18 protein-coding genes are annotated in these 22,164 nt (G+C 69.3%); 10 read left to right on the top strand and 8 right to left on the bottom strand.

Going from position 1 to position 22,164, the window contains the following annotated elements:
- Window positions 1–43: 43 nt before the first annotated feature.
- The 4 genes from VKH46_06185 to VKH46_06170 all read right to left on the bottom strand — a co-directional run bounded on the left by VKH46_06185 (window position 44) and on the right by VKH46_06170 (window position 4,208).
- The gene (locus tag VKH46_06185) at window positions 44–805 is read right to left on the bottom strand and encodes a DedA family protein (protein HKB70415.1); all 762 of its coding nucleotides are present in this window, start codon (window positions 803–805) and stop codon (window positions 44–46) included.
- Window positions 806–1,010: 205 nt separating this feature from the next.
- Complete coding sequence (gene trxA / locus VKH46_06180) at window positions 1,011–1,337, bottom strand: thioredoxin (GenBank protein HKB70414.1); 327 nt, start codon at window positions 1,335–1,337, stop codon at window positions 1,011–1,013.
- Between the two features lie 40 nt (window positions 1,338–1,377).
- A complete protein-coding gene (locus VKH46_06175) occupies window positions 1,378–2,205 on the bottom strand; it encodes a DUF547 domain-containing protein (protein ID HKB70413.1) in 828 nt (275 codons plus the stop codon).
- Window positions 2,166–4,208, bottom strand: coding sequence for a GreA/GreB family elongation factor (locus VKH46_06170; protein HKB70412.1), 2,043 nt, complete (start codon window positions 4,206–4,208; stop codon window positions 2,166–2,168). Before VKH46_06170 ends, VKH46_06175 begins: the two co-directional genes overlap by 40 nt.
- 70 nt (window positions 4,209–4,278) lie before the next feature.
- On the opposite strand from VKH46_06170, the gene VKH46_06165 reads away from it, so the two are divergent.
- The 8 genes from VKH46_06165 (at window position 4,279) to VKH46_06130 (ending at window position 16,345) form a co-directional block, all read left to right on the top strand.
- Window positions 4,279–5,163, top strand: coding sequence for a cation diffusion facilitator family transporter (locus VKH46_06165; protein ID HKB70411.1), 885 nt, complete (start codon window positions 4,279–4,281; stop codon window positions 5,161–5,163).
- Between the two features lie 28 nt (window positions 5,164–5,191).
- Window positions 5,192–8,164: an EAL domain-containing protein gene (locus tag VKH46_06160; protein ID HKB70410.1), complete on the top strand. Its 2,973-nt coding sequence runs from the start codon at window positions 5,192–5,194 to the stop codon at window positions 8,162–8,164.
- Window positions 8,165–8,315: 151 nt separating this feature from the next.
- Window positions 8,316–9,041 (top strand): ZIP family metal transporter, encoded by a 726-nt coding sequence (locus VKH46_06155; GenBank protein ID HKB70409.1) that lies wholly within the window; start codon window positions 8,316–8,318, stop codon window positions 9,039–9,041.
- 250 nt (window positions 9,042–9,291) lie between these two features.
- Complete coding sequence (locus VKH46_06150; protein ID HKB70408.1) at window positions 9,292–10,317, top strand: DUF5666 domain-containing protein; 1,026 nt, start codon at window positions 9,292–9,294, stop codon at window positions 10,315–10,317.
- A gap of 111 nt (window positions 10,318–10,428) precedes the next feature.
- Entirely contained in the window at window positions 10,429–10,758 is a 330-nt protein-coding gene (locus VKH46_06145) for a hypothetical protein (GenBank protein ID HKB70407.1), read from the top strand.
- A gap of 46 nt (window positions 10,759–10,804) precedes the next feature.
- Window positions 10,805–12,088 carry a TolC family protein gene (locus VKH46_06140; GenBank protein HKB70406.1) on the top strand — a complete coding sequence of 428 codons (1,284 nt, stop codon included), beginning with the start codon at window positions 10,805–10,807 and terminating at the stop codon, window positions 12,086–12,088.
- On the top strand, window positions 12,078–13,220 hold the full coding sequence (locus tag VKH46_06135; protein ID HKB70405.1) for an efflux RND transporter periplasmic adaptor subunit: 1,143 nt from the start codon (window positions 12,078–12,080) through the stop codon (window positions 13,218–13,220). Before VKH46_06140 ends, VKH46_06135 begins: the two co-directional genes overlap by 11 nt.
- The gene (locus VKH46_06130; GenBank protein HKB70404.1) at window positions 13,217–16,345 is read left to right on the top strand and encodes a CusA/CzcA family heavy metal efflux RND transporter; all 3,129 of its coding nucleotides are present in this window, start codon (window positions 13,217–13,219) and stop codon (window positions 16,343–16,345) included. The genes VKH46_06135 and VKH46_06130 overlap by 4 nt, the downstream gene beginning before the upstream one ends.
- 6 nt (window positions 16,346–16,351) lie before the next feature.
- Here the strand turns inward: VKH46_06130 and VKH46_06125 are convergent, their stop codons facing one another.
- The 4 genes from VKH46_06125 to asnS form a co-directional block, all read right to left on the bottom strand.
- On the bottom strand, window positions 16,352–16,717 hold the full coding sequence (locus VKH46_06125; GenBank protein HKB70403.1) for a hypothetical protein: 366 nt from the start codon (window positions 16,715–16,717) through the stop codon (window positions 16,352–16,354).
- Window positions 16,714–17,649 (bottom strand): bifunctional riboflavin kinase/FAD synthetase, encoded by a 936-nt coding sequence (locus VKH46_06120; protein HKB70402.1) that lies wholly within the window; start codon window positions 17,647–17,649, stop codon window positions 16,714–16,716. The genes VKH46_06125 and VKH46_06120 overlap by 4 nt, the downstream gene beginning before the upstream one ends.
- A 180-nt stretch (window positions 17,650–17,829) precedes the next feature.
- Window positions 17,830–19,191: a 30S ribosomal protein S12 methylthiotransferase RimO gene (gene rimO / locus VKH46_06115; protein ID HKB70401.1), complete on the bottom strand. Its 1,362-nt coding sequence runs from the start codon at window positions 19,189–19,191 to the stop codon at window positions 17,830–17,832.
- Between the two features lie 235 nt (window positions 19,192–19,426).
- Entirely contained in the window at window positions 19,427–20,743 is a 1,317-nt protein-coding gene (gene asnS, locus VKH46_06110) for an asparagine--tRNA ligase (protein HKB70400.1), read from the bottom strand.
- Window positions 20,744–20,783: 40 nt separating this feature from the next.
- Between asnS and VKH46_06105 the strand changes: the two genes are divergently transcribed.
- A complete protein-coding gene (locus VKH46_06105) occupies window positions 20,784–21,347 on the top strand; it encodes a class I SAM-dependent methyltransferase (GenBank protein HKB70399.1) in 564 nt (187 codons plus the stop codon).
- A 2-nt stretch (window positions 21,348–21,349) separates the two neighbouring features.
- Window positions 21,350–22,078 carry a class I SAM-dependent methyltransferase gene (locus VKH46_06100; GenBank protein ID HKB70398.1) on the top strand — a complete coding sequence of 243 codons (729 nt, stop codon included), beginning with the start codon at window positions 21,350–21,352 and terminating at the stop codon, window positions 22,076–22,078.
- The last annotated feature ends 86 nt before the right edge of the window (window positions 22,079–22,164 follow it).

The following is a 22,164-nucleotide window of genomic DNA, read 5'->3' as shown; positions in this document are numbered from 1 at the left end:
GGCGCACGCGCCCGCCCGGCTCGATGCATCGCCGCGCTGGCCTTCAGAGGCGCCGGAGGCGCGTCAGGCTGATGCCCCGCGCCCGGAACCACACCTCGAGGTACACGAGGAGCAGCACCGTGCCGGCGATCGCCGCGATCTTCCAGCCGGTCGCCCAGCGGACGAAGGGGGACGTCTCCTTCCATTTCTTCGCGTGGACGAGGATGCTCTCGAGAATGAAGTAGCCGATCAGCGCTCCCGCGAGCACGAGGAGAACCGTCTCGGAGCGCTCCGCCCAGTGCAGCACGTCGCCGATCCGCCCTCCGAACCGGTCGCCGAGGAACACCCATACCACCGCGTTCGCGAACGCGGCGAGGGAATCCGCCGCGAGGAACTTCCAGAGCGGCATCCGCGACGCTCCGGACGTGAAGAAGAGGACGGGACGGAGCCCGTACACGTAGCGCCCCGCGACGACGGCGCGAAACTGGTACCGGCGAAATCGCCCCTTGACGAACTCGATCTTCTCGCGGGGGAAGATCTTGGCGAGCCACGGCCGCTTCTCGAGATTGCCTCCGAGGAGGCGGCCGATCCCGTAGAGGCAGGTGTCGCCGAGGACCGCCGCGACGAGCGCGGAGAGAACGATCGGCCAGAACCGCGCCAGATCCTGGTAGACGACGTATCCCGCCAGGAGGAGGATCGATTCTTCCGGCGGGCTGGGTCCGAACGCCCCGAAGAAGAGGAGCACGAACACGCCGACGACGGTCTCGCGCTCGAGATAGTGCTCGACCGCGGCGATCGCGTGGGTAGCCAGCAGCGGATGGGTCAAGACGCGCTTTCCGCGGCAGGATAGCAAAAGGCCGGGTCGGAGCGGCAGAGCCGCTTAACTCGGCCCCGGCTCAAACCCGATGGAAGTGGCGGAGCGGCTGAACATCACCGCCGACGATCTGCGATGCGGGCATGAAAAAAGCGCCGACTCGAAGCGGGGCAACGCTCGACTCGGCGCCGAAAATAGCGGCCGGGGCCGGCCGCGATCAGAGGTTGCGGTCGATGAACTGCTGGAACTGACCCTTCGGCATCGCCCCCATCGTGCGGTCGGCGGCCTCGCCGTTCTTGAACAGGATGAACGTCGGGATCGACGTCACCATGAATTTCTGCGCGACCTCGGGCGAGTCGTCCACGTTGATCTTGGCGACCTTCACCTTCCCCTGGTACTGGCTCGCGAGCTCCTCGACGATCGGGGCGACCGATCGACAGGGGCCGCACCACGGCGCCCAGAAGTCCACGAACACCGGCGTCGCGCTCTTGACGACTTCGCTGTCGAACGACTCGTCGGAAACTTCCCGGACGTTTTCAGACATTCCGAATCCTCCATCGCCAGGAACGCCCCGCTTCCCTCGATTATTCCCGGACGGAGCGCGGCGGAGCCTGGTCGTTCAGCCCCCAATCATAATCGAGATACACGACCCGGAAATCGCCGCGCGCGAGCCAGTCGCGGTGCCGCGGCGGCCCGTACGCGGCGAGCATTCGGGCGATCCCCGCCTTCTCGAAATCCGCGCGATACCAGTCGAGATACTTCGGCGCGCGCACCGTCTTCCGGTCCGGCTCGAACGTCCAGAGATCGGGGCGCGCCATCCACGCGCGCATCCGCGCGTCGAGATGCGCCGGCAGGTCGCTCGCCTCCCACGCTCGCCGGTCGAGCGGCGGGCAGGAGCGCGACGCGCACACCATCGCGGCGTGCGCGCGGTATCCGCCGAGCCCGATCGCCGTGTGCTCGATCTCGTCGAGCGAATGGAGCGCTCCGCCGATCCGGTGCGTGCGCGCCGTGAACGCGTCGCCGATCGAGCGGATCGAGTCCACCGGATAGCGGTCGAGGACCGTTTCGATGATGAACGCGTTGTAGGCGTTGATCAGGATCGCGAGCTTCGCGTCGCCGGAGAGCGCGCCCCCCCTCTCGCCGAGCCTGCCGGCGTACGCCGCGAGCCGGCGGCGGTCCGCCGCATCGGCCTTCCACCGGGCGTAGGCGACAAGACCCCGGGAATCCACGTACTTCTCGAGGAGCGCCGTCCATTCCGTCGGAGGAATTTCGGAAGGGAACGTCGTGACCGGAGTCTCCGCGCGGCCGCCCGCGGCTCCCAGGAGCGCCGAAGCGAACAGCAGCGCCGCCCGCGTGCGCGGCGCGCCGCGGGTCAGGCGTCTCTCCAGGGGCGGATCGAGCCGATCCGCCAATCCTCGCCGTCGATCGTCACCGTGTCGCCCGGTTTCGCCCCGAGGAGCTTCTGCGCGAACTCGGACTGGTACGAGTAGACGCCCTCCTCCGGCCGCGAATCCCAGGGTCCGAGGACCGCGGCTTCGCGGGTCCGCCCGCCGGCCGACAACACGACCCGGGTCCCGACCCGCACCTCGGAAACGTCGACCCGCGCGGGGTCGAGCGGGCGGGCGCGCGCCAGCTCCTGCTGCAACGTCGCGGCGCGGGCGGAGAGAAACTCCTGGCGGGCCCGTGCGGCGTGGTACTCGAAATTCTCGCTCAGGTCCCCCATCGCGGCCGCCTCCTGGATCGCCCGTCCGTTCTTCGGCATCTCGACGCCGACCAGCTGCTCGAGCTCCGCGCGCCGCGTCTCGAGCGATTCCGGCGTGACGTACAGCGGCTCGACCCGCGGCCCGCGGAGCTCCGGGAAGCGCCGATGGACCGCCTGCTTGACGTCGTCGCGGCGGAACTCCTCCAGGCCGGGGGCGCGCTCGGCCGCCGTCAGCAGCCGCTGCGCCTCGTCGGCGTCGGCGAGCCCGGCGACGAGCTCCAGGGCGAGGCCGCCCCGGTCGAACATCGTCTTGAGCCGCGCTCGGTGCGGGGCGAACTCCGGAAGGCGGAGCGCTTCGAGCATCGCGAAGAGCGCGGAAGATCCGAAGAGGGCCGACGCGTGCGGCAGCTCCGCCCGCCTCTCCGCGAGCCAGAGGAACGCGCGCGGCGCGGTCCGCGGGTTGGCGACGATCCGGCGCGCGAGCTCGACGCGCGCTTCCGGCGCTCCCTCGGCCAGCGCCGCGTCGATCGCCGAGAGAGCCCTCGCGTCGTCCTCTCCGGAAAAAAGCGCCGTGAAGAGCTCGACCCAGCGCGGATCCCGCTCCCGCAGGAGACGGTAGGCTTTCCACCGCAGCGCGGGATCGGGCAGCGCGCGGGCGATCTCCGCGCCGCCCGAAGCGACGAGGTCGGCGGCGGAGAGGGGCGGCGCCACCCCGCTCCGGCTGTCCTCCAGGAAGAACGCGATCTCCAGGCGTTCGGCGGGAGTGGCGGCGGTCCATCCCTCCCCCGCGAGCGCTTCCGCAAAGAACGGGAGGAGCTCCGGACGGCGGGTGTTCTTCCGGGCGATGTCGAGGCGCCGCGCGACGGAGGCGGCGGCGAATTCCTCGCGCACCGAGTCGCTCGCGGCTTCGGCCGAGGCCCGCCACTCGTAACCGGCGTTCTTGCCGCTGCCCGACGCGACGAGCTGGGGGTGCTTGCGCGCGGCATTCCAGAACGAGGTCCACTTCTCCGGAGGGACAACCCCCGAGAACGCGTCCTTGATCTCGCCGGCGGTGACGGGACGGCCGACGCTCTCGATGAAGTGGCGGACGGCGTCCGCCGGGCCGGCGAGCGATCGCCCGCGCAGCCCCTCGCGATCCTCGAGCCGCTCGCGGCGGAAGTCGCCGGGCGGGAGCGGCACGAGGTTCTTCGCGGCCGCGCCGGGAGGGAGCGACAGCTTCTCGCCCGTCTCGAACTCGAACCGCACCGCGTCGATCGCGGGGACCAGGTCCGTTACGCGCCCCGCGCCGTGGCCGGCGAAGAAGAACACGTCGCCCGGCGCGAAGCGGAGCCACCGCCGGAGGCGCTCCGCGGCCTCGACGACGTTCGCCTTCGGAGGCAGGGAATGGGCGATCAGCGCCTCGAGCGACGGGTGATCGGGCCAGGCCAGCCGGAACGCGTCGGCGATCTCCGCCGGCGACGGGGCCCTGGCCGGGAACGCCCGCGCGACCTCCAGGAGCGTCTCGAGGCGCGCGCGGTAGAGCCCCCGGTCCTCCTGGGCCTCGATCAGCCGCGCGAGGAGCGCCCGCGGCTTCTCCTTCTCGCCCCGTTTCTTCATCTCCCGGGTGATCACGAAGAGCGGCTCCAGGTCCTCCGCGGATTGGGCGAGGAGCGCCGCGAACGTCTCCTCGTCGGCGGTGCCGCGCGCGGTCTTCTTCGGGTCCGTCACGTCCATCGCTCGATCATATGCGCTCGAGCGGCGCGCCGCGATGCGGCGGTTCCCGTCGATGGATTACTCTCTTCCGATGGAACCCGAAGGGCGCGCCCGGGCGGCCCGGGGGCTCGCCGCCGCGCTGGGCGTTTCCGGGGCGATCCTCGCGGTCGAGGTGGCCGGCGGGGCGATCGCCCACAGCCTCGCGCTCTGGGCGGACGCCGGGCACGTGCTCACGGACGTCGCGGCGCTGTCGCTGTCCTACGTCGCCGTGCGGATCGCCGAGCGCGGGGCGAGCGCTCGCCACACCTTCGGTCTTTACCGCGCCGAGATCCTCGCCGCGTTCGTGAACGCCCAGATCCTCCTCGTCGTGTGCGGAGCGATCCTCTGGGAGGCGTGGCGGCGTCTCGAACGCCCGGAGCCGATCGCCGCGGTGCCGATGCTGGCGTTCGGCGCGGTCGCGCTCGCCGGAAACCTCGTCTCCGTCCGCTTCCTCCATCCCCACCGGCAGGACAGTCTGAACCTCCGAGGCGCGTACCTCGAGGTCGCCGCCGACGCCCTCGCCTCGGCGGCCGTGGTCGCCGCCGCCGGTGCGATCGCGGTCACGGGAAAGCGCTGGATCGATCCCGCCCTCTCCGTCGCCATCGCGCTCTTCATCCTCCCCCGCACGGTGTCCATCCTCCGGCAGTCGGCGCACATCCTCCTGGAAGGCGCGCCGGCGGAGGTCGACCAGCCGGGCCTGACGGGCGTCCTGCAGACGCTCCCCGGGGTGCTCTCGGTGCACGACCTGCACGTCTGGACCCTCACGTCCGGCGTCCACTGCGCGAGCCTCCACGTCGCGATCGGCCCCGGCACCGACCCGTCCGCCGTGCTGCGCGAGGTCGAGGAGAAGCTCCGGAGCGATCACCACGTCGAGCACGCGACGATCCAGATCGAGGTCCGCGAGCCGGCCGAGTGCGGGCCTCTTGCCCGGCACTGAGCGGCGATGACAAGATGATCCGCACCGCATGAACTCCCGCCGCGTCCCGTCCCTCGACAACGGCAAGGAGCTCTTCCGGGCGCTCGTCGAGAACAGCGCCGATGGAATCGCGCTCCTCGATCGGGAAGGCCGCTTCGTCTTCGCGAGCGCCTCTCACGAGCGTCTCGTCGGCTACACGCCCGAGGAGCTCGTGGGCCGCGACGCGTTCTCCCTCGTGCACCCCGATGACGTCGAGCGAGCCCGCGCCGTCTTCGCGGCGGCGCTCGAGCATCCGGGAAGGACGGAGGTCGCGGAGTACCGCGTGCGCCACCGGGACGGAACGTGGCGGGACATGGAGGGCACCGGGACGAACCATTTCGGCGAGGCCGGAATCGACGCTCTCGTCGTGAACTATCGCGACATCACGGAGCGCCGGCGCGCGCAGCGAGAGCTCCATCTCTTCAAGGACTCCATGAAGAGCGTCTCCGACATCGCGAGGATCACCGACCTCGACGACCGGCTCATCTTCGTCAACGACGCATTCGTGAAGGCCTACGGATACCCGCTCGACGAAGTGATCGGACGGCCCGTGCGCATGCTGTGGTCCCCCCGGAACGCGCCGTCGCGCGGCGACGAGATCCTCCGCGAGACGCGGCGCGGCGGGTGGAAAGGGGAGGTCGTGAGCATCGCGCGGGACGGCCGCGAGTTCCCCCTCGAGCTCGTGACTTCGCAGATCCGCGACGAGAACGGAGCCGTCGTCGGCCTCGTCGGCATCGGCCGGGACATCAGCGAGCGCAAGGAGGCCGAACGCCTCCAGTCGGCGCTCTACCGCATCGCCGAGACGGCCTCCTCCGCCGACGACCTGCCTCAGTTCTACGCGGCGATCCATCGGATCGTGGGAGAGCTGATGGACGCCCGCAACTTCTACATCGCGCTCCGCGACGGCTCCGGGCGTGTCACGTTCCCCTACTTCGCCGACGAAGCCGAGCCGGCGCCTCCCGCGCGCGCGGCCGGGGGGCTCACCGACTACGTGCTCGAGACCGGCGAGCCGCTTCTCGCCTCCCCCGAGACGTTCGAGACGCTCCTCGCGCGCGGTCTCGTGACTCCCCGGGGCGCTCCCTCGATCGACTGGCTCGGGGTGCCGCTCCGGACGGAAGACCAGGTGTTCGGCGCCCTCGTCGTCCAGAGCTACTCGCCGGAGCAGCGCTTCCGCGAGAAGGACCGCGACATCCTGATGTTCGTTTCCCGCCACATCGCGGCGGCGATCGCGCGGAAACGGTCGGCCGAGGCGCTGCGCAACGCCGACGAGTTCCGGGAGCGCGTCCTCGAGAGCGCGACGAACGCGATCTTCGCGCTCGACCGGCGGGGCTGTTTCACCCTCGTGAACCGGCGCGCCTGCGAGATCACCGGGTTCCCGACGGAGGAGCTGATCGGCGCGCCGGCGGAGCGCGTCATTCCCGTCGCCCGTCTCGAGGAGGTCCGCGCGCAGTTCCGGAAAACCGCGCGCGAACGCACCCCCGTTTCGCTCTTCGAGACGGATCTCGTCCGCCGCGACGGGACGCTCGCGCCGATCACGTTCTCGATCGCGCCTCTCCTGGCCGGCGGCCGCGTGATCGGGGTCGCGGGCACCGCCGAGGACATCACCGAACGGCGCCGCGCGCAGGAGAGGATCGAGCACCTCGCGTACCACGACGCGCTCACGGGTCTCCCGAACCACGCGCTCCTCCAGGACCGCCTGGAGATCGCGCTCTCGCGGGCGCGCCACGACGGCCGCTCCATCGCGGTCCTCTTCCTCGACATCGACCGCTTCAAGGTGGTCAACGACAGTCTCGGGCACCCGATGGGCGACCGGCTCCTCCAGCGCGTCGCCGACCGGCTGACGAGCGTCGTCCGCCAGGGGGACACGGTCGCGCGGCTCGGCGGAGACGAGTTCGTCGTCGTGCTTTCCGACCTGAACCACGTCGAGGACGCCGTGCGGGTCGGCGAGAAGATCGTCGGCGGTCTCCGTCTCCCCTTCCGGATCGGAAACGAGGAGCTCTACGTCACGACGAGCCTCGGCATCAGCGTCTTCCCGAACGACGGCGAGTCGGGTGAAGCGCTGATCAAGAACGCCGACACCGCCATGTACCGGGCCAAGGAACAGGGACGCGACAACTACCAGCTCTTCACGCCCGTCTTGAACGCGCGCTCGGTGAACCGGCTCGCCCTCGAGACGGGGCTCCGGCGCGCCGTGGAGAACGGCGAGCTCCTCATCTATTACCAGCCGATCCTCGATCTCGCGACCGCGGAGGTCGTCGGGATGGAGGCGCTCGTGCGATGGCGGCACCCCGAGCGCGGCCTGATCGCGCCGTCGGAGTTCATCCCCCTCGCCGAGGAGACCGGCCTGATCGTCCCGCTCGGCGCGTGGGTCCTGGCGACGGCCGCCGCCCAGGCGCGGACGTGGCAGGACGGCGGCCTCGGGCCGCCGCGGCTCGCGATCAACTTCTCGACGCGGCAACTGGCCATCCCGACGCTCGCCGGAGACATCGGGCGGGCGCTGCGAGACGCCGGGATCGAACCGCGCCAGATCGAAATGGAGATCACGGAGAGCTTCGCCATGAACAACCCCGACGAGAGCCTCGCCGTCCTCTACGCGGTCCGCCACCTCGGCGTGCACATCAGCATGGACGACTTCGGCACCGGATATTCCTCGCTCGGCATGCTGAAGCGCCTGCCGATCGACACGATCAAGCTCGACCAGTCGTTCCTCCGCGACATCGACACGAGCGTCGACGACGCCGCGATTTCGCGCGCCGTGATCGTGCTCGCCCACGGCATGAAGCTCACGGTCACGGCCGAGGGCGTCCAGAACGAGCGGCAGCTCGCGTTTTTGCGGCGGCACCGCTGCGACCTCGCTCAGGGCTATCTCTTCAGCCCTCCGCTTCCCGCCGCGCACTTCGAGCAGATCCTGATCCACGGGATGGGCGCCGCGACCGGCGGCGCCTCGCGAATCCTCCGGCCGGAGGACGACCCGCAGGGGTGAGGCCGACGCTCGAGCCGAGAGGCGGCGTGTCCCAGCCGGCGATGATCTCTGGCGGGCGGGTAGCCACCGGGGAACGTTCTGCCGCTTTCGACTGTGACATACGACTTTCGACTCGCGACTCGCGACTCCTTTCCCCGTATGATCGCGCACCATGGCGATCATCCTCGCGCTGCTGACGTTCTTCTCGACCCTGGCGGGGGGGATCATCGGGCGCCGGTCGGGGAACCGACTCCACCTCTTTCTCGGCCTCGCGGCCGGGATGCTCCTCGGGGCGGCGCTCTTCGACCTCCTCCCCGAGGGGCTCGCGATCGCAAATGCGCTCGGGCGGCCGCCGGTCATGGTCACGGGGTTCGCCGCCGCGGGGTTTCTCGCGTTCCATTTGCTCGAGAAATTCCTGGCTTTCCATTCGCATCCCGAGCCCAACTATGGGGAGCCGGGGCACTCGCACGTCGGCGATCTCGGGGCGCTCGCGGTCACCGTCCACAGCTTCTTCGACGGCGCGGCGATCGGCGTCGGCTTCCAGGTCTCGCCCTCCGCGGGAGCGGCGGTGGCGGCGGCCGTCATCGCACACGACTTCTCCGACGGCCTGAACACCGCGATGCTCCTGAAGGAAAAGAGCGATTCGCGCGCCAACGCGTGGCTCCTCGCCGACGCGGCGGCGCCGTGTCTGGGGGCCGCGTCGACGCTCGTGTGGAGGTTCTCCCCCGCGCTCCTGGCGCCGGCCCTCGGCGTCTTCGCGGGTTTCTTCCTCTATCTCGGCGCCGCGCACCTGCTTCCCGAAGCGCACCGGACGAGCAGCGGCATTCCGGTCGTCGCCTCGACGATCGCCGGTTTCGCCCTCCTCCTGGGAGTTTCCCTGTTCCTCAGGGCAGGTTGAACTGGCCGAGAATTTGCTAGAATCCCCGGCGGTGTCCGAGGGTTTCTGAAATCCCCTTGATCGGAATTCCCCGAAAGGGAGTTGCAGAGTCCTCCGGAGCCTTCCAGAGGAGGAGTCCATGCCAACCCGGTTCCGATTCTCCGCAGTCGGTCTCTGTCTCGCTTTCCTCTGCGCGATCGTGGCAGGCCCGGCGCGCGCCGACCGCGGCCACACGCGAATCGCAACCCCTTCGCAACACGGCTCATCGCTCATGCCCACCGACGGGCGCGGGCATTACGGCGCCGAGCTCGAAGGACTCGTGACGGCGGTCGACACGGGGGCCGGGACGATCTCGATGGACGACGCGGTCCTCGGGGCGGTCGTGGTCACCGTCGACGGCTCGACCGTCATCCGGCACGGCTGGACCGTGATGACGCTCGATCAGATCGTCGTGGGCGCCCGCATTCACGTCAAGGCGGCTCCGCAGGACGGCGGTGGGTACCTCGCGGCCGCCGTGTTCGTCCAGAACAACGGCAGCGGGACCCAGGGCGGATCCGGAACGGAGTGCGCCACCGAGGTCCAGGGAACCGTCAGCGCGATCGACTGCGGCGCGGGCACGATGACGGTCACGACCGACTCGGGTGACGTCGCCGTCACCTTCGACCCGAACACGCTGTTCTTCACGAAGGGCCACACGGCGTCGACCTGCGGCCAGATCGCGATCGGAGACACCGTCGAGGTCTGCGGCACGCCGGGGGAGACGTCCGTTCTCGCGGCGAAGGTGAATTTCGAAGCGCCGGAAGAGGGCGATACCTGTGGGGACGAGGTCTCCGGAATCGTCAGCGGAACGCCCGATTGCGATGCCGGAACGCTGGTCGTCATGACCGACGCCTCCGGGGAAGTCACGATCGCGTTGACCGACACCACGCAGTACTTCGGACCGAAGCACACCTCCGCGACCTGCGCCGACGTGGCCGACGGCGACGTCGTCGAAGTCGAGGGCACGCTCCAGGGCGACGGCAGCATCGTGGCGTGCAAGGTGAGCTTCGAGCCGCCCGAGGCGCAGGAAGTCGAGGTCTCCGGCACGATCAACGGAACGCCGGACGGCGGAACGATGACGTTCGTCCTCACGACGGACCAGGGAGACGTCACGATCGACGTGAATTCCGAAACCGTCATCCAGCAGCACCACAACCTGAAGACGTTCGCCGATCTCGCCGACGGAATGAGCGTCGAGGTGAACGGCACGCTCCAGGGCGACGGCAGCATCCTCGCGACGAAGATCTCGATCGAATAGGTCGGGCGGTTCGCCCTTCCGGTCCGAAACCTCGGCCCGGTCCCTCGGGGGCCGGGCCTTTTTTCGCCCGGACGATTGAATTGGCGGGGAAATCTGCTAAGGTCGCGGGCGATGAAGACGCGGACCAGCCGTCGCGGGAAAGCTTTCGGGCTCCTCGGAGCAATGCTCTTCCTGCTCATCGCGACGTCGTTCCACTCGGCAGCCGATAACGACATGGCGCTCATCGGCACCGAAACCCGCGTCGCTCGACCGTCCGCGCTCCCCGCCGGCGACACGTGCGCTGCATGCACGCTCGACGGCACCCTGAGCGCCCGGCCTTCGGTCGCGGTTCCCGTCGGAATCCCGGCGGCCGTCGAATCCGTCGCCGCCCTCGCTCCCGTTTCTCCGTTCGTCGCTCCCCGTGCCTCGGTCGACAGCCGCCCTCCGCCGCCCGCCGCCTGACCCGATCTTTCCCGATTCCCGTTCCCGAAATCGAGAGGAGGTCACCTTGCGGTCCGGGCCTGTTCCGCGTTTCCTGCGAATTTTCTGCGCCGCCGCGCTCGCCGCCCTGCCGGCGGCGGGCCAGGACTCGCCTCGCCTGTCTCGCCGGGACGCCGTCGCGGAGGCGCTCGCCCGAAACCCGGAGATCGCCGCGGCGCGCGCCCAGGTGGACCAGGCCCGGGCCGGCATCGCTCAGGCGACCGCATTTCCCGATCCGGCCTTCGCCTGGACGTACGAGCAGCAATCGAGCATCCTGAATTTCCGTTCCGCCCAGTCGCGCGACGTCGGGGCGAGCTTCACGATCCCCTTCCCCGACAAGTTCCGGCTGAACCGGCGGGTCTCGGGGGCGGCGCTCCGGGCGGCGGAGCTCGCCTGGACGCAGGTCCGCCAGCAGATCGCGTCGCAGACCGCGACGGCCTACGACGCTCTCCTGGTCGCCGCCTCCCAGCTCGAAAACGACCGCGAGGCCGAGGGGCTGTCGAAAGACGTGCTGGCGAAGACGCAGGCGCGGTTCGACGCGGGGACCGTGGCCCGCCTCGACGTCCTGCAGGCGAAGGTGAGCTTCGCGCAGGCCCGAAACCAGACGATCGCCGACGAACGGGCGCTCATGACCGCGCGCGCCTCGCTCAACCGCCTCCTCGCCCGGTCTTCCGGTGCCCCCGTCGAACCCGCGGAGAAGCTCGACGTTCCTCCCGCGCCGCCCGACGTCGCCGATCTCCTCCGCCGGGCGTCGGAGAGCCGGCCCGAGATCGCTTCGATCGTCGCGCAGAGGGAGGGTTCCCGGTTCGCGACGCGGCTCGCCCGCGAGTTCTGGCTCCCGGATCTGAGCGTCTCCGTGTTCCGCAACCACACGGAGGGCGCTCCCGCCGCCTACTCGACGGCCGGCGCGATTTCGGTTCCCCTGTTCTTCTGGCAGCACGAGAAAGGGGACGTCGCCGCCGCCGAGGCGCGCCAGGCGGAGCTCGCCGCCGACGAGACGACGGCTCGGGCGCAGGTGGAGCTCGACGTCCGGACCGCCTGGGCGGCCGCCGAGACCGCGCGGCGGCAGGCGGTCTGGATCCGGGACGAGCTCCTCCCGGAAGCGACCGATGCCTACCGCGTCGCCTCCGAGAGCTACGCGCTCGGAGGGTCTTCCGCCGTGGACCTGATCAATGCGAAGTCCGCGCTTCTCGCGGCGACGGCTCAGCTCACCCAGGCGCTCGGCGCCGCCAACGACGCCTCGGTCCAGCTCGAACTCGCGGTGGGCGCTCCGCTGCCTGCCGCCCCACAAGGAGAATCCGATGTTCACTGAGACCCGTGCGGCATGTTTGGCGCTGGCGTCCGCCGTCCTCCTCGCCCCGGGGTGCTCCCGGCGCCCCGCGCCGGACCACTCCGCTCCCGCCCCGGCCGCGGGTCTGTCCCTCTCTCCGGAACAGAGAAACCGGATCACCGTGCGGGAAGTCCGGGAGGCGCCGTTCCGCCGGACGATCGAGACGACGGGCACCGTGGCGTTCGACCAGAACGCGTCGACGCAGGTCATCGCCGCGATCTCCGGGCCGGTCGCACGGATCCTGACGCCGCCGGGAACGCCCGTCGTCGCCGGGCAGGCGCTCGCCGAGGTCACGTCACCCGATTTCGCGGCGGCCCTCTCCGGCTACCGGAAGGCGCACGCCGCGGCGGCCAACCTGCGACGGATCGCCGATCTCGACAAGAAGCTCTTCGATGCGGGGGGAATCTCGCGGCGCGAGATGCAGCAGGCCGAGACGGATGCCCTCGCGGCCGAGGCGGACCGCGACGCCGCGCTCGCGCAGCTGCGCTCGATCGGTATTCCCGAGACGACGGCCAAAGCGCTGGAGGAGGGCCGTCCCGCCGAGACGCCCCGCGGCGTCATCCGGGCCCCGATCGCCGGAACCGTCGTCGAGCGGCTCATCACGCCCGGCCAGCTCCTCCAGGCGGGGACGACTCCGTGTTTCACGATCGCGAACCTTTCGCGAGTCTGGGTCATCGCCAACGTCTTCGAGCAGGACGTGCCCTTCGTGTCGCCGGGCGCCGCCGCGGACGTGTTCGCCGGGTCCGCCGACGCGACGCTCTCCGGGACCGTCGAATACGTGGCCTCCGTCGTCGACCCGGCCACGCGCGCGATCGGCGTCCGCATCGTCCTGGCGAACCCGCGCGAGGCGCTCAAGAAAGACCAGTACGTGCGGGTCGCGATCCATTCCGCCCGCGAGGCCCGCGGTCTCCTCGTCCCCGTCTCCGCGGTGCTTCGCGACGACGAGAACCTTCCCTTCGTCTACGTCCAGGGCCCCGGAGGATCCTTCCTGCGCCGGCGGGTCGAGCTCGGCGCCCGAGAGGGCGACCGGGTCGAGGCGCGCGCCGGCCTTCGCCCGGGAGACCGGGTCGTCGTCGAAGGCGCCCTGTTCATGCAGTTCGCGGAGAGCCAGTGAGCGACGAAGGTCTCCGGCCGCCCGGAACCCCGCGGGCGGCCTCGATCATCAACCGCGTCGTCTCGTCCGCCCTGCGCCAGCGGTTTCTCGTCGCCTTCCTCGCCCTCGTGCTCGCCGCGGCCGGGATCTGGTCGTTCTCGCGGCTGCCCGTCGACGCCTACCCCGACCTCTCGCCTCCGATGGTCGAGATCATCACGCAGTGGCCGGGAAAGGCGGCGGAAGAGGTCGAGCGCCTCATCACCGTGCCGACCGAGGTCGAGATGAACGGCCTTCCCCGAATGACCACCATCCGCTCGATCTCTCTCTACGGGCTGTCCGACGTCCGCCTCACGTTCCAGGACCGCACCGACAGCTATTTCGCGCGCCAGCAGGTGTTCGAGCGGATCCCGGACCTCGAGCTTCCGGACGGGGTGACGCCGTCGGTCGCGCCGCTCTTCTCCCCTTCCGGGCTGATCTACCGCTACGTCCTCCAAAGCCCCGACCGGTCGCCCATGGAGCTCAAGACGATCGAGGACTGGATCGTGGAGCGCCAGTACCGGTCGGTCGCGGGCGTCGCCGACGACTCGGGTCTGGGCGGTCAGACGATGCAGTACCAGGTCCTGCTCGATCCCGCGAAGATCGCCGGCGCCGGCCTGTCGGTTCCGTCGGTCGTCGCGGCGCTGGCGTCCAACAACGGCAACGCGGGAGGGGGCTTCTACTCGCAGGGGGGCCAGTTCTACTACGTGCGGGGGCTCGGCCGCCTGAAGACGCCCGACGACATCGGCAACGTCGTGCTGGCCGTCCACGAGGGCGTCCCGGTCCTCGTCCGCGACGTGGCCCGGGTCGAGATCGGGATCGCGCCCCGGCTCGGCGAGTTCGGTTTCAACGACCAGAACGACGCCGTCGAGGGCGTGATCCTCATGCGCAAGGGGGAACAGGCGCAGGTCGTCCTCAAAGGGGTGGAGGCGAAGACCCGCGAGTTGAACCGGTCGATCCTCCCGAAGGACGTGAAGGTGCGGCCGTTCTACGACCGGAGCGACCTCATCGCGCTCACGACGCGAACCGTCGAGGACAACCTCCTCCGCGGCATGGTTCTGGTCGTCGTGATCCTGATCTTCTTCCTGTACGACGTCCGGACGGGGATGATCGTCGCGGTCACGATCCCGCTTTCCCTCCTCTTCGCCTTCATCTGCCTCGACTTGCAGCACGTCCCGGCGAACCTCCTCTCCATCGGCGCGATCGACTTCGGGATTCTCGTGGACGGCGGCGTCGTGATGGTCGAGAACATCTTCCGCCGCGTCGCGCTGCGCCACGGGCAGCCGTTGCGCATCCGTGAGGTGATCGCGGATGCGGCCGCCGAGGTCGACCGGCCGATCTTCTACGCCGTGGCGGTGATCGTCGCCGGATTCCTGCCGATCTACGTCCTCTCCGGCCCGTCGGGTCTCCTTTTCAAGCCGATGGCCGACACGACGATCTTCGCGCTCGTCGGCGCGCTGCTCCTCACGCTCACGCTGCTTCCGGTGCTCTGCTCCTGGGCGCTCCGGAAAGGCGTCCGCGAGCGCCGCAACGCGGTTCTCGAGGCGATCAAGCGCGCTTACGGCCGTGCGCTGGACCTCTGCCTTTCCCATCCCCGGGCGACGATGGGCGTGTCGGCGGTCATCCTGGGCGCATCGCTCCTGCTCATCCCGTCGATCGGTGCCGAGTTCATGCCGAAGCTCGACGAAGGCGCGCTCTGGGTGCGGGCCACGATGCCTTACACGATCTCCTTCGAAGAGTCCTCGAAGATCACGCCTCGGATCCGCGCGATTCTCCGCTCTTTCCCGGAGGTCACCGTCGTCGGCTCCGAGCACGGGCGGCCGGACGACGGCACCGACCCGACCGGTTTCTTCAACGCCGAGTTCTACGTGGGGCTGCGCCCTTACGGGGAATGGCACAGCGGCCGCCGCACCAAAGCCGAGCTGATCGCGGCGATCGACCGGAAGCTCTCCGCTTTCCCCGGCATCATCTTCAACTACACGCAGCCCGCCGAGGACGCCGTCGACGAGGCGGAGACCGGGTTGAAGAGCGCGCTCGCCGTGAAGGTCTTCGGACCCGATCTCGGCGTCCTCGAGGCGAAGGGGAAGGAGATCAAGCGAGTTCTCGAGGGGATTGCCGGCATCGGCGACGTGAGCATCGTGCAGGAGCTCGGACAGCCGAGCCTGACCGTCGCGATCGACCGTGCGAAGATCGCGCGCTACGGCGTCAACGTCGCGGACGTCGACGGTCTGATCGAAGCGGCGGTCGGAGGGACCGCGGCGACGCAGGTCGTCCAGGGAGAGAAACTGTTCGACCTCGTCGTCCGGCTGGAGCCGCGGTTCCGGGAGAACGCCGAGGAGATCGGAGACATCCTCGTCGCGACGCCCGCCGGAGCGCAGGTCCCCCTGAAGGAGCTCGCGGACATCCGGGTCGTCAGCGGCGCCTCGTTCATCTACCGGGAAGACAACTCGCGCTACATCGGTGTCCAGTATTCCGTCGAAGGACGCGACCTCGCGAGCGCGGTCGAGGACGCGCAAGCCCGGATCGCCGCGAAGGTCCGCCTCCCCGAGGGCTATCGGCTGGTCTGGGGCGGCGAATACAGGGAATACACGGCGTCGCGGCGGCAGCTGAAATTCGTCCTGCCGCTGACGCTCTTCCTGATCTTCCTGATCCTCTTCGCGCTCTACAGCAACTTCAAGTTCCCGATGATCACCGTCGCCGCGGTCGTCCTCTCCTCCCCCGTCGGGGGACTGATCGCGCTCCGGGCCACGGGGACGCCCTTCTCGGTCTCTTCGGGGATCGGGTTCCTCGCGCTCTTCGGAGTCTCCGTCCAGACGGCGGTGATCTACGTCTCCTACGCGAACGAGCTGCGGCGGGATTCCGGGCTCGGCATCGCCCAGGCGACGCGGGAGGCGGCGCTGCTCAGGCTCCGGCCGATCATGATGACGGCGCTGGTCGCGGCCTTCGGCCTGCTTCCGGCGGCCCTTTCGACCGGCATCGGATCCGATTCGCAGCGTCCGTTCGCGCTCGTCATCGTCGGCGGCCTGATCTCGCGGCTCCTCCTGTCGGTCTTCCAGATGCCGGTGCTCTACGCTCTGGTCGCCCGGCCCGGAGACCGCCTGGAGGTGTGACGGCGGTCAGTCGGCGGTTTCCCGCGCCGCCGCGAGACCCGCCACCGCTCGTCTCAGCCGGGTCCGGTGCGTCAGGATCTGGACCTGGAGGAGCTTCCGGCGCGGCGCCGGGGCCGTCCGCTGCTCCGCCTTCGCTCGGACGAGCCGGGCCGCGATCGCCCGAAAGGCGCGGCGTTCGCGGGCCCCGCCGAGCCAGCCCCCTCCGAACCGTCTCCACGAGCGAAGCGCCTGCAGGTCGCCGGGCCGCAGGGCGCCGAGCCGGACCTCGTCGGGGAGCTCCCGCGCGGCGAGTGAGCGCCAGCGGACCTCCCGGACGGCCGCGGCGCCGGCCGCGGCGGCGATGACGGCGAGCGCCGGCCAGGTCCCGTTCACGATTCCGAGAAGTACTTTCGCGTCGCCTCGATGTCGCGGCCGATCTGCTCGGTCAGCGCCATCATCGACGGGAACGTCATCTCGTCGCGCACGCGGTCGTAGAAGAACAGCCGGATCCTCTCGCCGTACACGTCCGACGAGAAATCGAGCACGAACGACTCGATCGTCGTCTCGTAGTTCTCGTAGACGGTCGGCCGGCGGCCGATGTTCGTCACGCAGTCGAATTCGCGCCCGAACGATTTGAAATAGGCGCGCGAGAAATAGACGCCGTCGGCGGGCGACAGCTCGTTCTCCGGACGGAGATTGATCGTCGGATAGCCGATCTTGCGCCCCATGCGATCGCCGCGCGCGATGACGCCGTCCATCGCGTGCGGACGGCCGAGCATCGCGTTGGCCGAGCGGATGTCGCCGGCGCCGATCGCGTGGCGGATCCGCGTCGAGGAGATCGGCACCCCCTCGTGGAAGACCTCGGCGACGCCTTCGGCGGTGAAGCCGTTCTCCGGTCCCATCGCGCGCAGGAGATCCAGGTTCCCGCGCTTGCCGCGTCCGAACGCGAAGTGGGAGCCGAGCAGGATCTCCGACACCGCGAGCCGCCGCCGCAGGAAGTCGCGGACGAAGTCCTCGGGCTCGGTCAGCGAGAAGTCGCGGGTGAACGGCACCACCAGAAGCGCGTCGATGCCGAGCCGCTCGAGGACCTCCTCGCGCTGGGGAAGCGTCTGGATCATCTTCGGAGCGAGCTCGGGATGCAGGACCTTCAGCGGATGGGGCTCGAAGGTGATCGCGACCGCCGGGCGTTGCGCGGCCCGCGCCCGCTCCACGACGGCGGAGAGGATCTTCTGATGGCCGAGATGGACGCCGTCGAAGTTGCCGATCGTCGCAATCGCGCCCTTCGGAAGGTCGGAGGAGATGAGCGGATCCCGGAAGACCTGCAATTTACTCCCTCTCCCCGCGGGAGACCGGTCGCGCCGAAGCCTTCGGGCGAAGGCGGAGGGTCGGGGTGAGGGAGCCGTCGATGGACCCCGGGTCCCCCTCACCCGCCCGCCTTCGCTCCTCCGGAGCTACGGCGCGGCGGCCTCTCCCGCGGGGAGAGGCGGTCACGACCGGGCCCCGGGTCATGCCCTGCCCACCACCTTCGCGACGAGATCGTATTCGTGCGTCTCCGTGATCTTCGCGCGAACGATCTCGCCGCATCGGACCGGGAAGTCGGCGAGCTCGTTGATGAGCACCCGCCCGTCGATCTCCGGGGCCATCGCCGCCGTGCGTCCTTCGAGGAGGTGCTCGGTCTCCGCGCACTCCCCCTCGACGAGGACGTCCACCGTCTTCCCCTTCCAGGCGCGGAGCCGTCGGCGCGCGATCGGCTGCTGGAGCGAGAGGAGGAAGGCCCGGCGCTCCTCCTTGATCTCCGCCGGGACCGGGTCCCCGAGCGGCTCGGCGCCCGACGAAGGCTCCGGAGAGTAGGCGAATGCCCCGAGGTTGTCGAACTCCGCCTCCCGGACGAATTCGCACAGCTCCCGGAAGTGCGCGTCGGTCTCGCCCGGGAACCCGACGATGAACGTCGTCCGGATCGCGATGTCCGGGACCGTCTCGCGCATCCGAGCGATCATCGCGAGGGAGCTCCTCGGATCCCCGCCGCGGCGCATCGCCGCGAGGATGTCGCGCGAAACGTGCTGGAGCGGGATGTCCACGTACGGAAGGAACCGCGGCTCTCGGGCCATCAGGTCGAGCACCGAGTCGTCGAGCGTCTTTGGATACGCGTAAAGGAACCGGAGCCACGGGATGCCGGTCCCGGCGACGAGCGCCTCGACCAGCCGCGTCAGGCCCTTCCGCTTCATCCCGAGGTCCTCGCCGTAGCGCGTGGTGTCCTGCGCGATCAGGTTGAGCTCGCGGACCCCCCGGCTCTCGAGGCTCTGCGCCTCGGCGACCAGCGACTCGATCGTGCGGCTCCGCTGGAGCCCCCGCATCTGCGGGATGACGCAGAAGGTGCACGGGTTGTTGCACCCCTCGGCGACTTTCAGATAGGAGAACCCGCGGGCGTTCGTGAGCACGCGCGGCGAGAGCTCGTCGTATACCCGCGTGGCGAGCGGCTTGGCCGAGAACCGCGGGAGCGTGGGAAGGCCGGAGGCCGCCTCGGGCGCCCGCTCGAGCTCGTCCAGGCCGATGAAATGGTCCACCTCCGGGATCTCCACGGCGAGCTCGGCGCCGTATTTCTGGACCATGCACCCCGCCACGACGACCCGGTCGATCTCGCCGCGATTCTTTCGCTCCACCTGCTCGAGGATCGCGTTGACCGACTCCTCCTTCGCCCGGTCGATGAACCCGCACGTGTTCACGACGACGACCCGGGCCCGTTCGTCGGGCACGATCTCGTGCCCGGCATTCTTCAGGTGCCCGAGCATGATCTCGCTGTCGACGAGGTTCTTCGGACAGCCGAGGGAAATCAGGCCGACGGTGGGAAGGGAGGCGGGGCGCGTCATGACTCGTCCCGCCAAATTCGAAATCCGAAGCTCGAAATCCGAAACAAATCCGAAACCCGAAATCCGAATGTTCCAAACGAAGAAGAGCCGACGTTGAGCAACCGGTCGGGCGAACTCATAGTCCTCTGCGCTCGAGGTTCGACCGCAGACCGTTTCGAGTTTCGAGCATTCGAATTTCGAGTTTGTTTTGAGTTTCGATATTCGAATTTCGAGTTTCCGCGAATCGCCTGAGCGGTCATGGATAAATTCGGTTCAGCGTGCGCGGGTACGGTATGGCTTCCCTCAGGTGATGGATTCCGCAGATCCACGCCACCGTGCGCTCGAGCCCCATCCCGAAACCGGAGTGCGGGAACGATCCGTACTTTCGCACGTCCAGATACCACTGGTACGCCTCGACCGGGAGCCCGTTGTCGCGGATCCGCTGCAGCAGGAGGTCGTGGTCGTGGATCCGCTGAGATCCGCCGATGATCTCTCCGTAACCCTCCGGCGCGATCATGTCGAGCCCGAGCACGACCTCCGGGTCCTCCGGATCGGGCTGCATGTAGAACGACTTGATCGCCGCCGGGTACCGCGTGATCATGACCGGCCGGTCGAACTCCTTCGAGATCTCCGTTTCCTCGTCCGAGCCGAGATCGTCGCCGAACTTGACCGGCATTCCCTTGCCCGCGAGCTTTTCGACCGCCTGGCGGTAGGTGATCCGCGGAAAGGGCGCCGTCACGCTGCGCAGAGGCGTCGTATCCCGCTCCAGGCGCTTCAAGTCCTCCGCGCAGCGGTCGAGGGCGCGCGCGACGATCGAGACGACGAACTCCTCGGCGAGCGCCTCGAGGCCCGGGAGCTCGAGGAAGGCCACCTCCGGCTCGATCATCCAGAACTCCGTGAGGTGCCGCCGGGTCTTCGATTTCTCGGCCCGAAAGGTCGGACCGAAGCAATACACCTTTCCGAAGGCGGCCGCGGCCGGCTCCAGATAGAGCTGGCCCGACTGCGACAAATACGCCTTCTCGCCGAAGTAGTCGGTCTCGAAGAGCGTCGACACCCCTTCGCAGGCGGCAGGGGTCAGGATCGGCGAGTCGATCAGCGTGAAGCCGCGCTCGTAGAAGAAGTCGCGGATCGCCTGGGAGACCTCCGACCGCACGCGCAGGACCGCGTGCTGGCGCAGCGAGCGCATCCAGAGGTGACGCTGGGAGAGAAGGAAGTCGATCCCGTGCTCCTTGGGCGTGATCGGGTAATCGGGAGACTCGCCGAGGATCTCGAGATCCGACACGGTCATCTCGTAGCCGCCGGGCGCCCGCCGGTCCTCGCGCACCGTGCCGCGCACGACCAGAGAGACCTCCTGCGTGGCGCGCTCCGCCTCCGCCCAGACCGACTCGGGGACGTCCGCTTTCGCGACCACGCACTGGCAGTAGCCGGTCCCGTCGCGGACGATCAGGAACTGGATCTTCCCCGACGACCGCCGGTTGTAGAGCCAGCCGGCCAGCACGGCTTCTCCCCCGGCCCGCGAGGCGAGGCGCGCGATCGCCGTGCTCCGCTCGGGAGCGATTCTGGGCTTCTTCATCGAGCCGGGCATTATACCTGTTGTGTTAAGGTGCACCGCGATGCGGCTCACCTGGCAGAACCAGCTGGCCGAAAGCGCATACGACGAATTCCTCGCTCTGGTCCGGAGGCGCCGGGCCGATCCCGCGATCCTGGACCTCTCCGCCGGCTACGACCTCGTGACGCGGATTTCCGCGAAGGGCTTTCCGGTGCGTACGCTCGACACGCGCAAGGAGATCCTGGAGCCCGCCCGAGGGAACCGGCCTCTGGCGATCGATCAGCCGTCCTCGACTTTCGACGGGATCTTCTGCCTCGGGACGTTCGGCTTCGTGACACGCGCGGCGGCTCCGCTCCTGTCGGCCGAGATCCGCCGGCTGCTCGCCCCCGGCGGCCTCGCGTTCGTTTCGTTCGCTCCGGTGTGGGTGCACGACCCCGACGACACGCGCTCGGTCCGGAGCTTCTTCGACCGCGAAGGGAACCTCTACCGCCGCGACCACGGCGAGTTCTCGACGTCGGTCGTCTACCAGAACCGGGAGATCGAGGCGCTCTTCAAGGACCTCAAGATCGTCGCGCTCGTGACGCAGACCAACGGCGCGCGGCGGCTGACGGCCATGCGGGAGGCGTGACGTTGATCCGAAACGCCGCCTCGGATGCAATCCGCATAATCCGCCGGCTCTGGAACCAGGCCGACCCGAAAACACCGGGAGAAGATTACAAAACGATCTGGAACCGTGCCGCGACCAGGAACGCGGTGGACGCGATCTTCACGGGGGCAACCGACGAGATCTTCGAGAGGTCCGGGGAAGCGGACGCCGGACGACTCCGGCCGCTGGTCGGCCCGACGGCACGCGTGCTCAACATCGGTTGCGGGATCGGACGCGTCGAACGTTACCTCGCCCCTTTCGTCGGCGAGCTCTGGGGCGTCGATATCAGCGGCGAGATGATCGCCCGCGCACGGCGGCGCCTCGCCGGGATTCCGAACGTGCACCTGCGCGAGGTCGCCGTCGGGGAGTTCCTCTCCGCCTTCGAAACCGGGACCTTCGATCTCGTCTTTTCGTTCCTCGTCCTCCAGCACATGGAGCGCGAGGACGCGTTTCGGTATCTCGAGGATGCCGCGAGAATCCTGCGTTCGGGGGGCGCGCTGTCGGTTCAGTTTCCGAATCTCCTTTCGCCGGAGTACACGGCGGCGTTCGTGGAGGGGGCTCGCGTCGGCTCGCGCAGCTCCGGGAGAGTCCGCGCGTACACCGAAGCGGAGGTCCGACACTTCCTCGAGCTCGCCGGATTTCGTGTCGAATCCATCACGGTGTCCGCCGGAGCGCGCGGTAACGCCGAAATCTACGCGACGGCCCGGCGGTGAGATCCGGTCCGGCCTCGGCGCTCCTCCGGCGACTCGGCTTCCTCGGAGGCTATCGCGCGGTCTGGAACTACCACGCCCGCCAGAAC

It is taken from the genome of Thermoanaerobaculia bacterium, assembly GCA_035260525.1.
Taxonomy (GTDB): domain Bacteria; phylum Acidobacteriota; class Thermoanaerobaculia; order UBA5066; family DATFVB01; genus DATFVB01.
This window is presented reverse-complemented; position numbering and strand designations above follow the sequence as displayed.

Excerpts from the sequence above, each read along its gene's own strand:
- trxA (HKB70414.1), bottom strand. The coding sequence starts at position 1,337 with ATGTCTGAAAACGTCCGGGAAGTTTCCGACGAGTCGTTCGACAGCGAA.
- VKH46_06170 (HKB70412.1), bottom strand. The coding sequence starts at position 4,208 with ATGGACGTGACGGACCCGAAGAAGACCGCGCGCGGCACCGCCGACGAG.
- VKH46_06165 (HKB70411.1), top strand. The coding sequence starts at position 4,279 with ATGGAACCCGAAGGGCGCGCCCGGGCGGCCCGGGGGCTCGCCGCCGCG.
- VKH46_06160 (HKB70410.1), top strand. The coding sequence starts at position 5,192 with ATGAACTCCCGCCGCGTCCCGTCCCTCGACAACGGCAAGGAGCTCTTC.
- VKH46_06155 (HKB70409.1), top strand. The coding sequence starts at position 8,316 with ATGGCGATCATCCTCGCGCTGCTGACGTTCTTCTCGACCCTGGCGGGG.
- VKH46_06150 (HKB70408.1), top strand. The coding sequence starts at position 9,292 with ATGCCCACCGACGGGCGCGGGCATTACGGCGCCGAGCTCGAAGGACTC.
- VKH46_06145 (HKB70407.1), top strand. The coding sequence starts at position 10,429 with ATGAAGACGCGGACCAGCCGTCGCGGGAAAGCTTTCGGGCTCCTCGGA.
- VKH46_06135 (HKB70405.1), top strand. The coding sequence starts at position 12,078 with ATGTTCACTGAGACCCGTGCGGCATGTTTGGCGCTGGCGTCCGCCGTC.
- rimO (HKB70401.1), bottom strand. The coding sequence starts at position 19,191 with ATGACGCGCCCCGCCTCCCTTCCCACCGTCGGCCTGATTTCCCTCGGC.
- asnS (HKB70400.1), bottom strand. The coding sequence starts at position 20,743 with ATGAAGAAGCCCAGAATCGCTCCCGAGCGGAGCACGGCGATCGCGCGC.
- VKH46_06105 (HKB70399.1), top strand. The coding sequence starts at position 20,784 with ATGCGGCTCACCTGGCAGAACCAGCTGGCCGAAAGCGCATACGACGAA.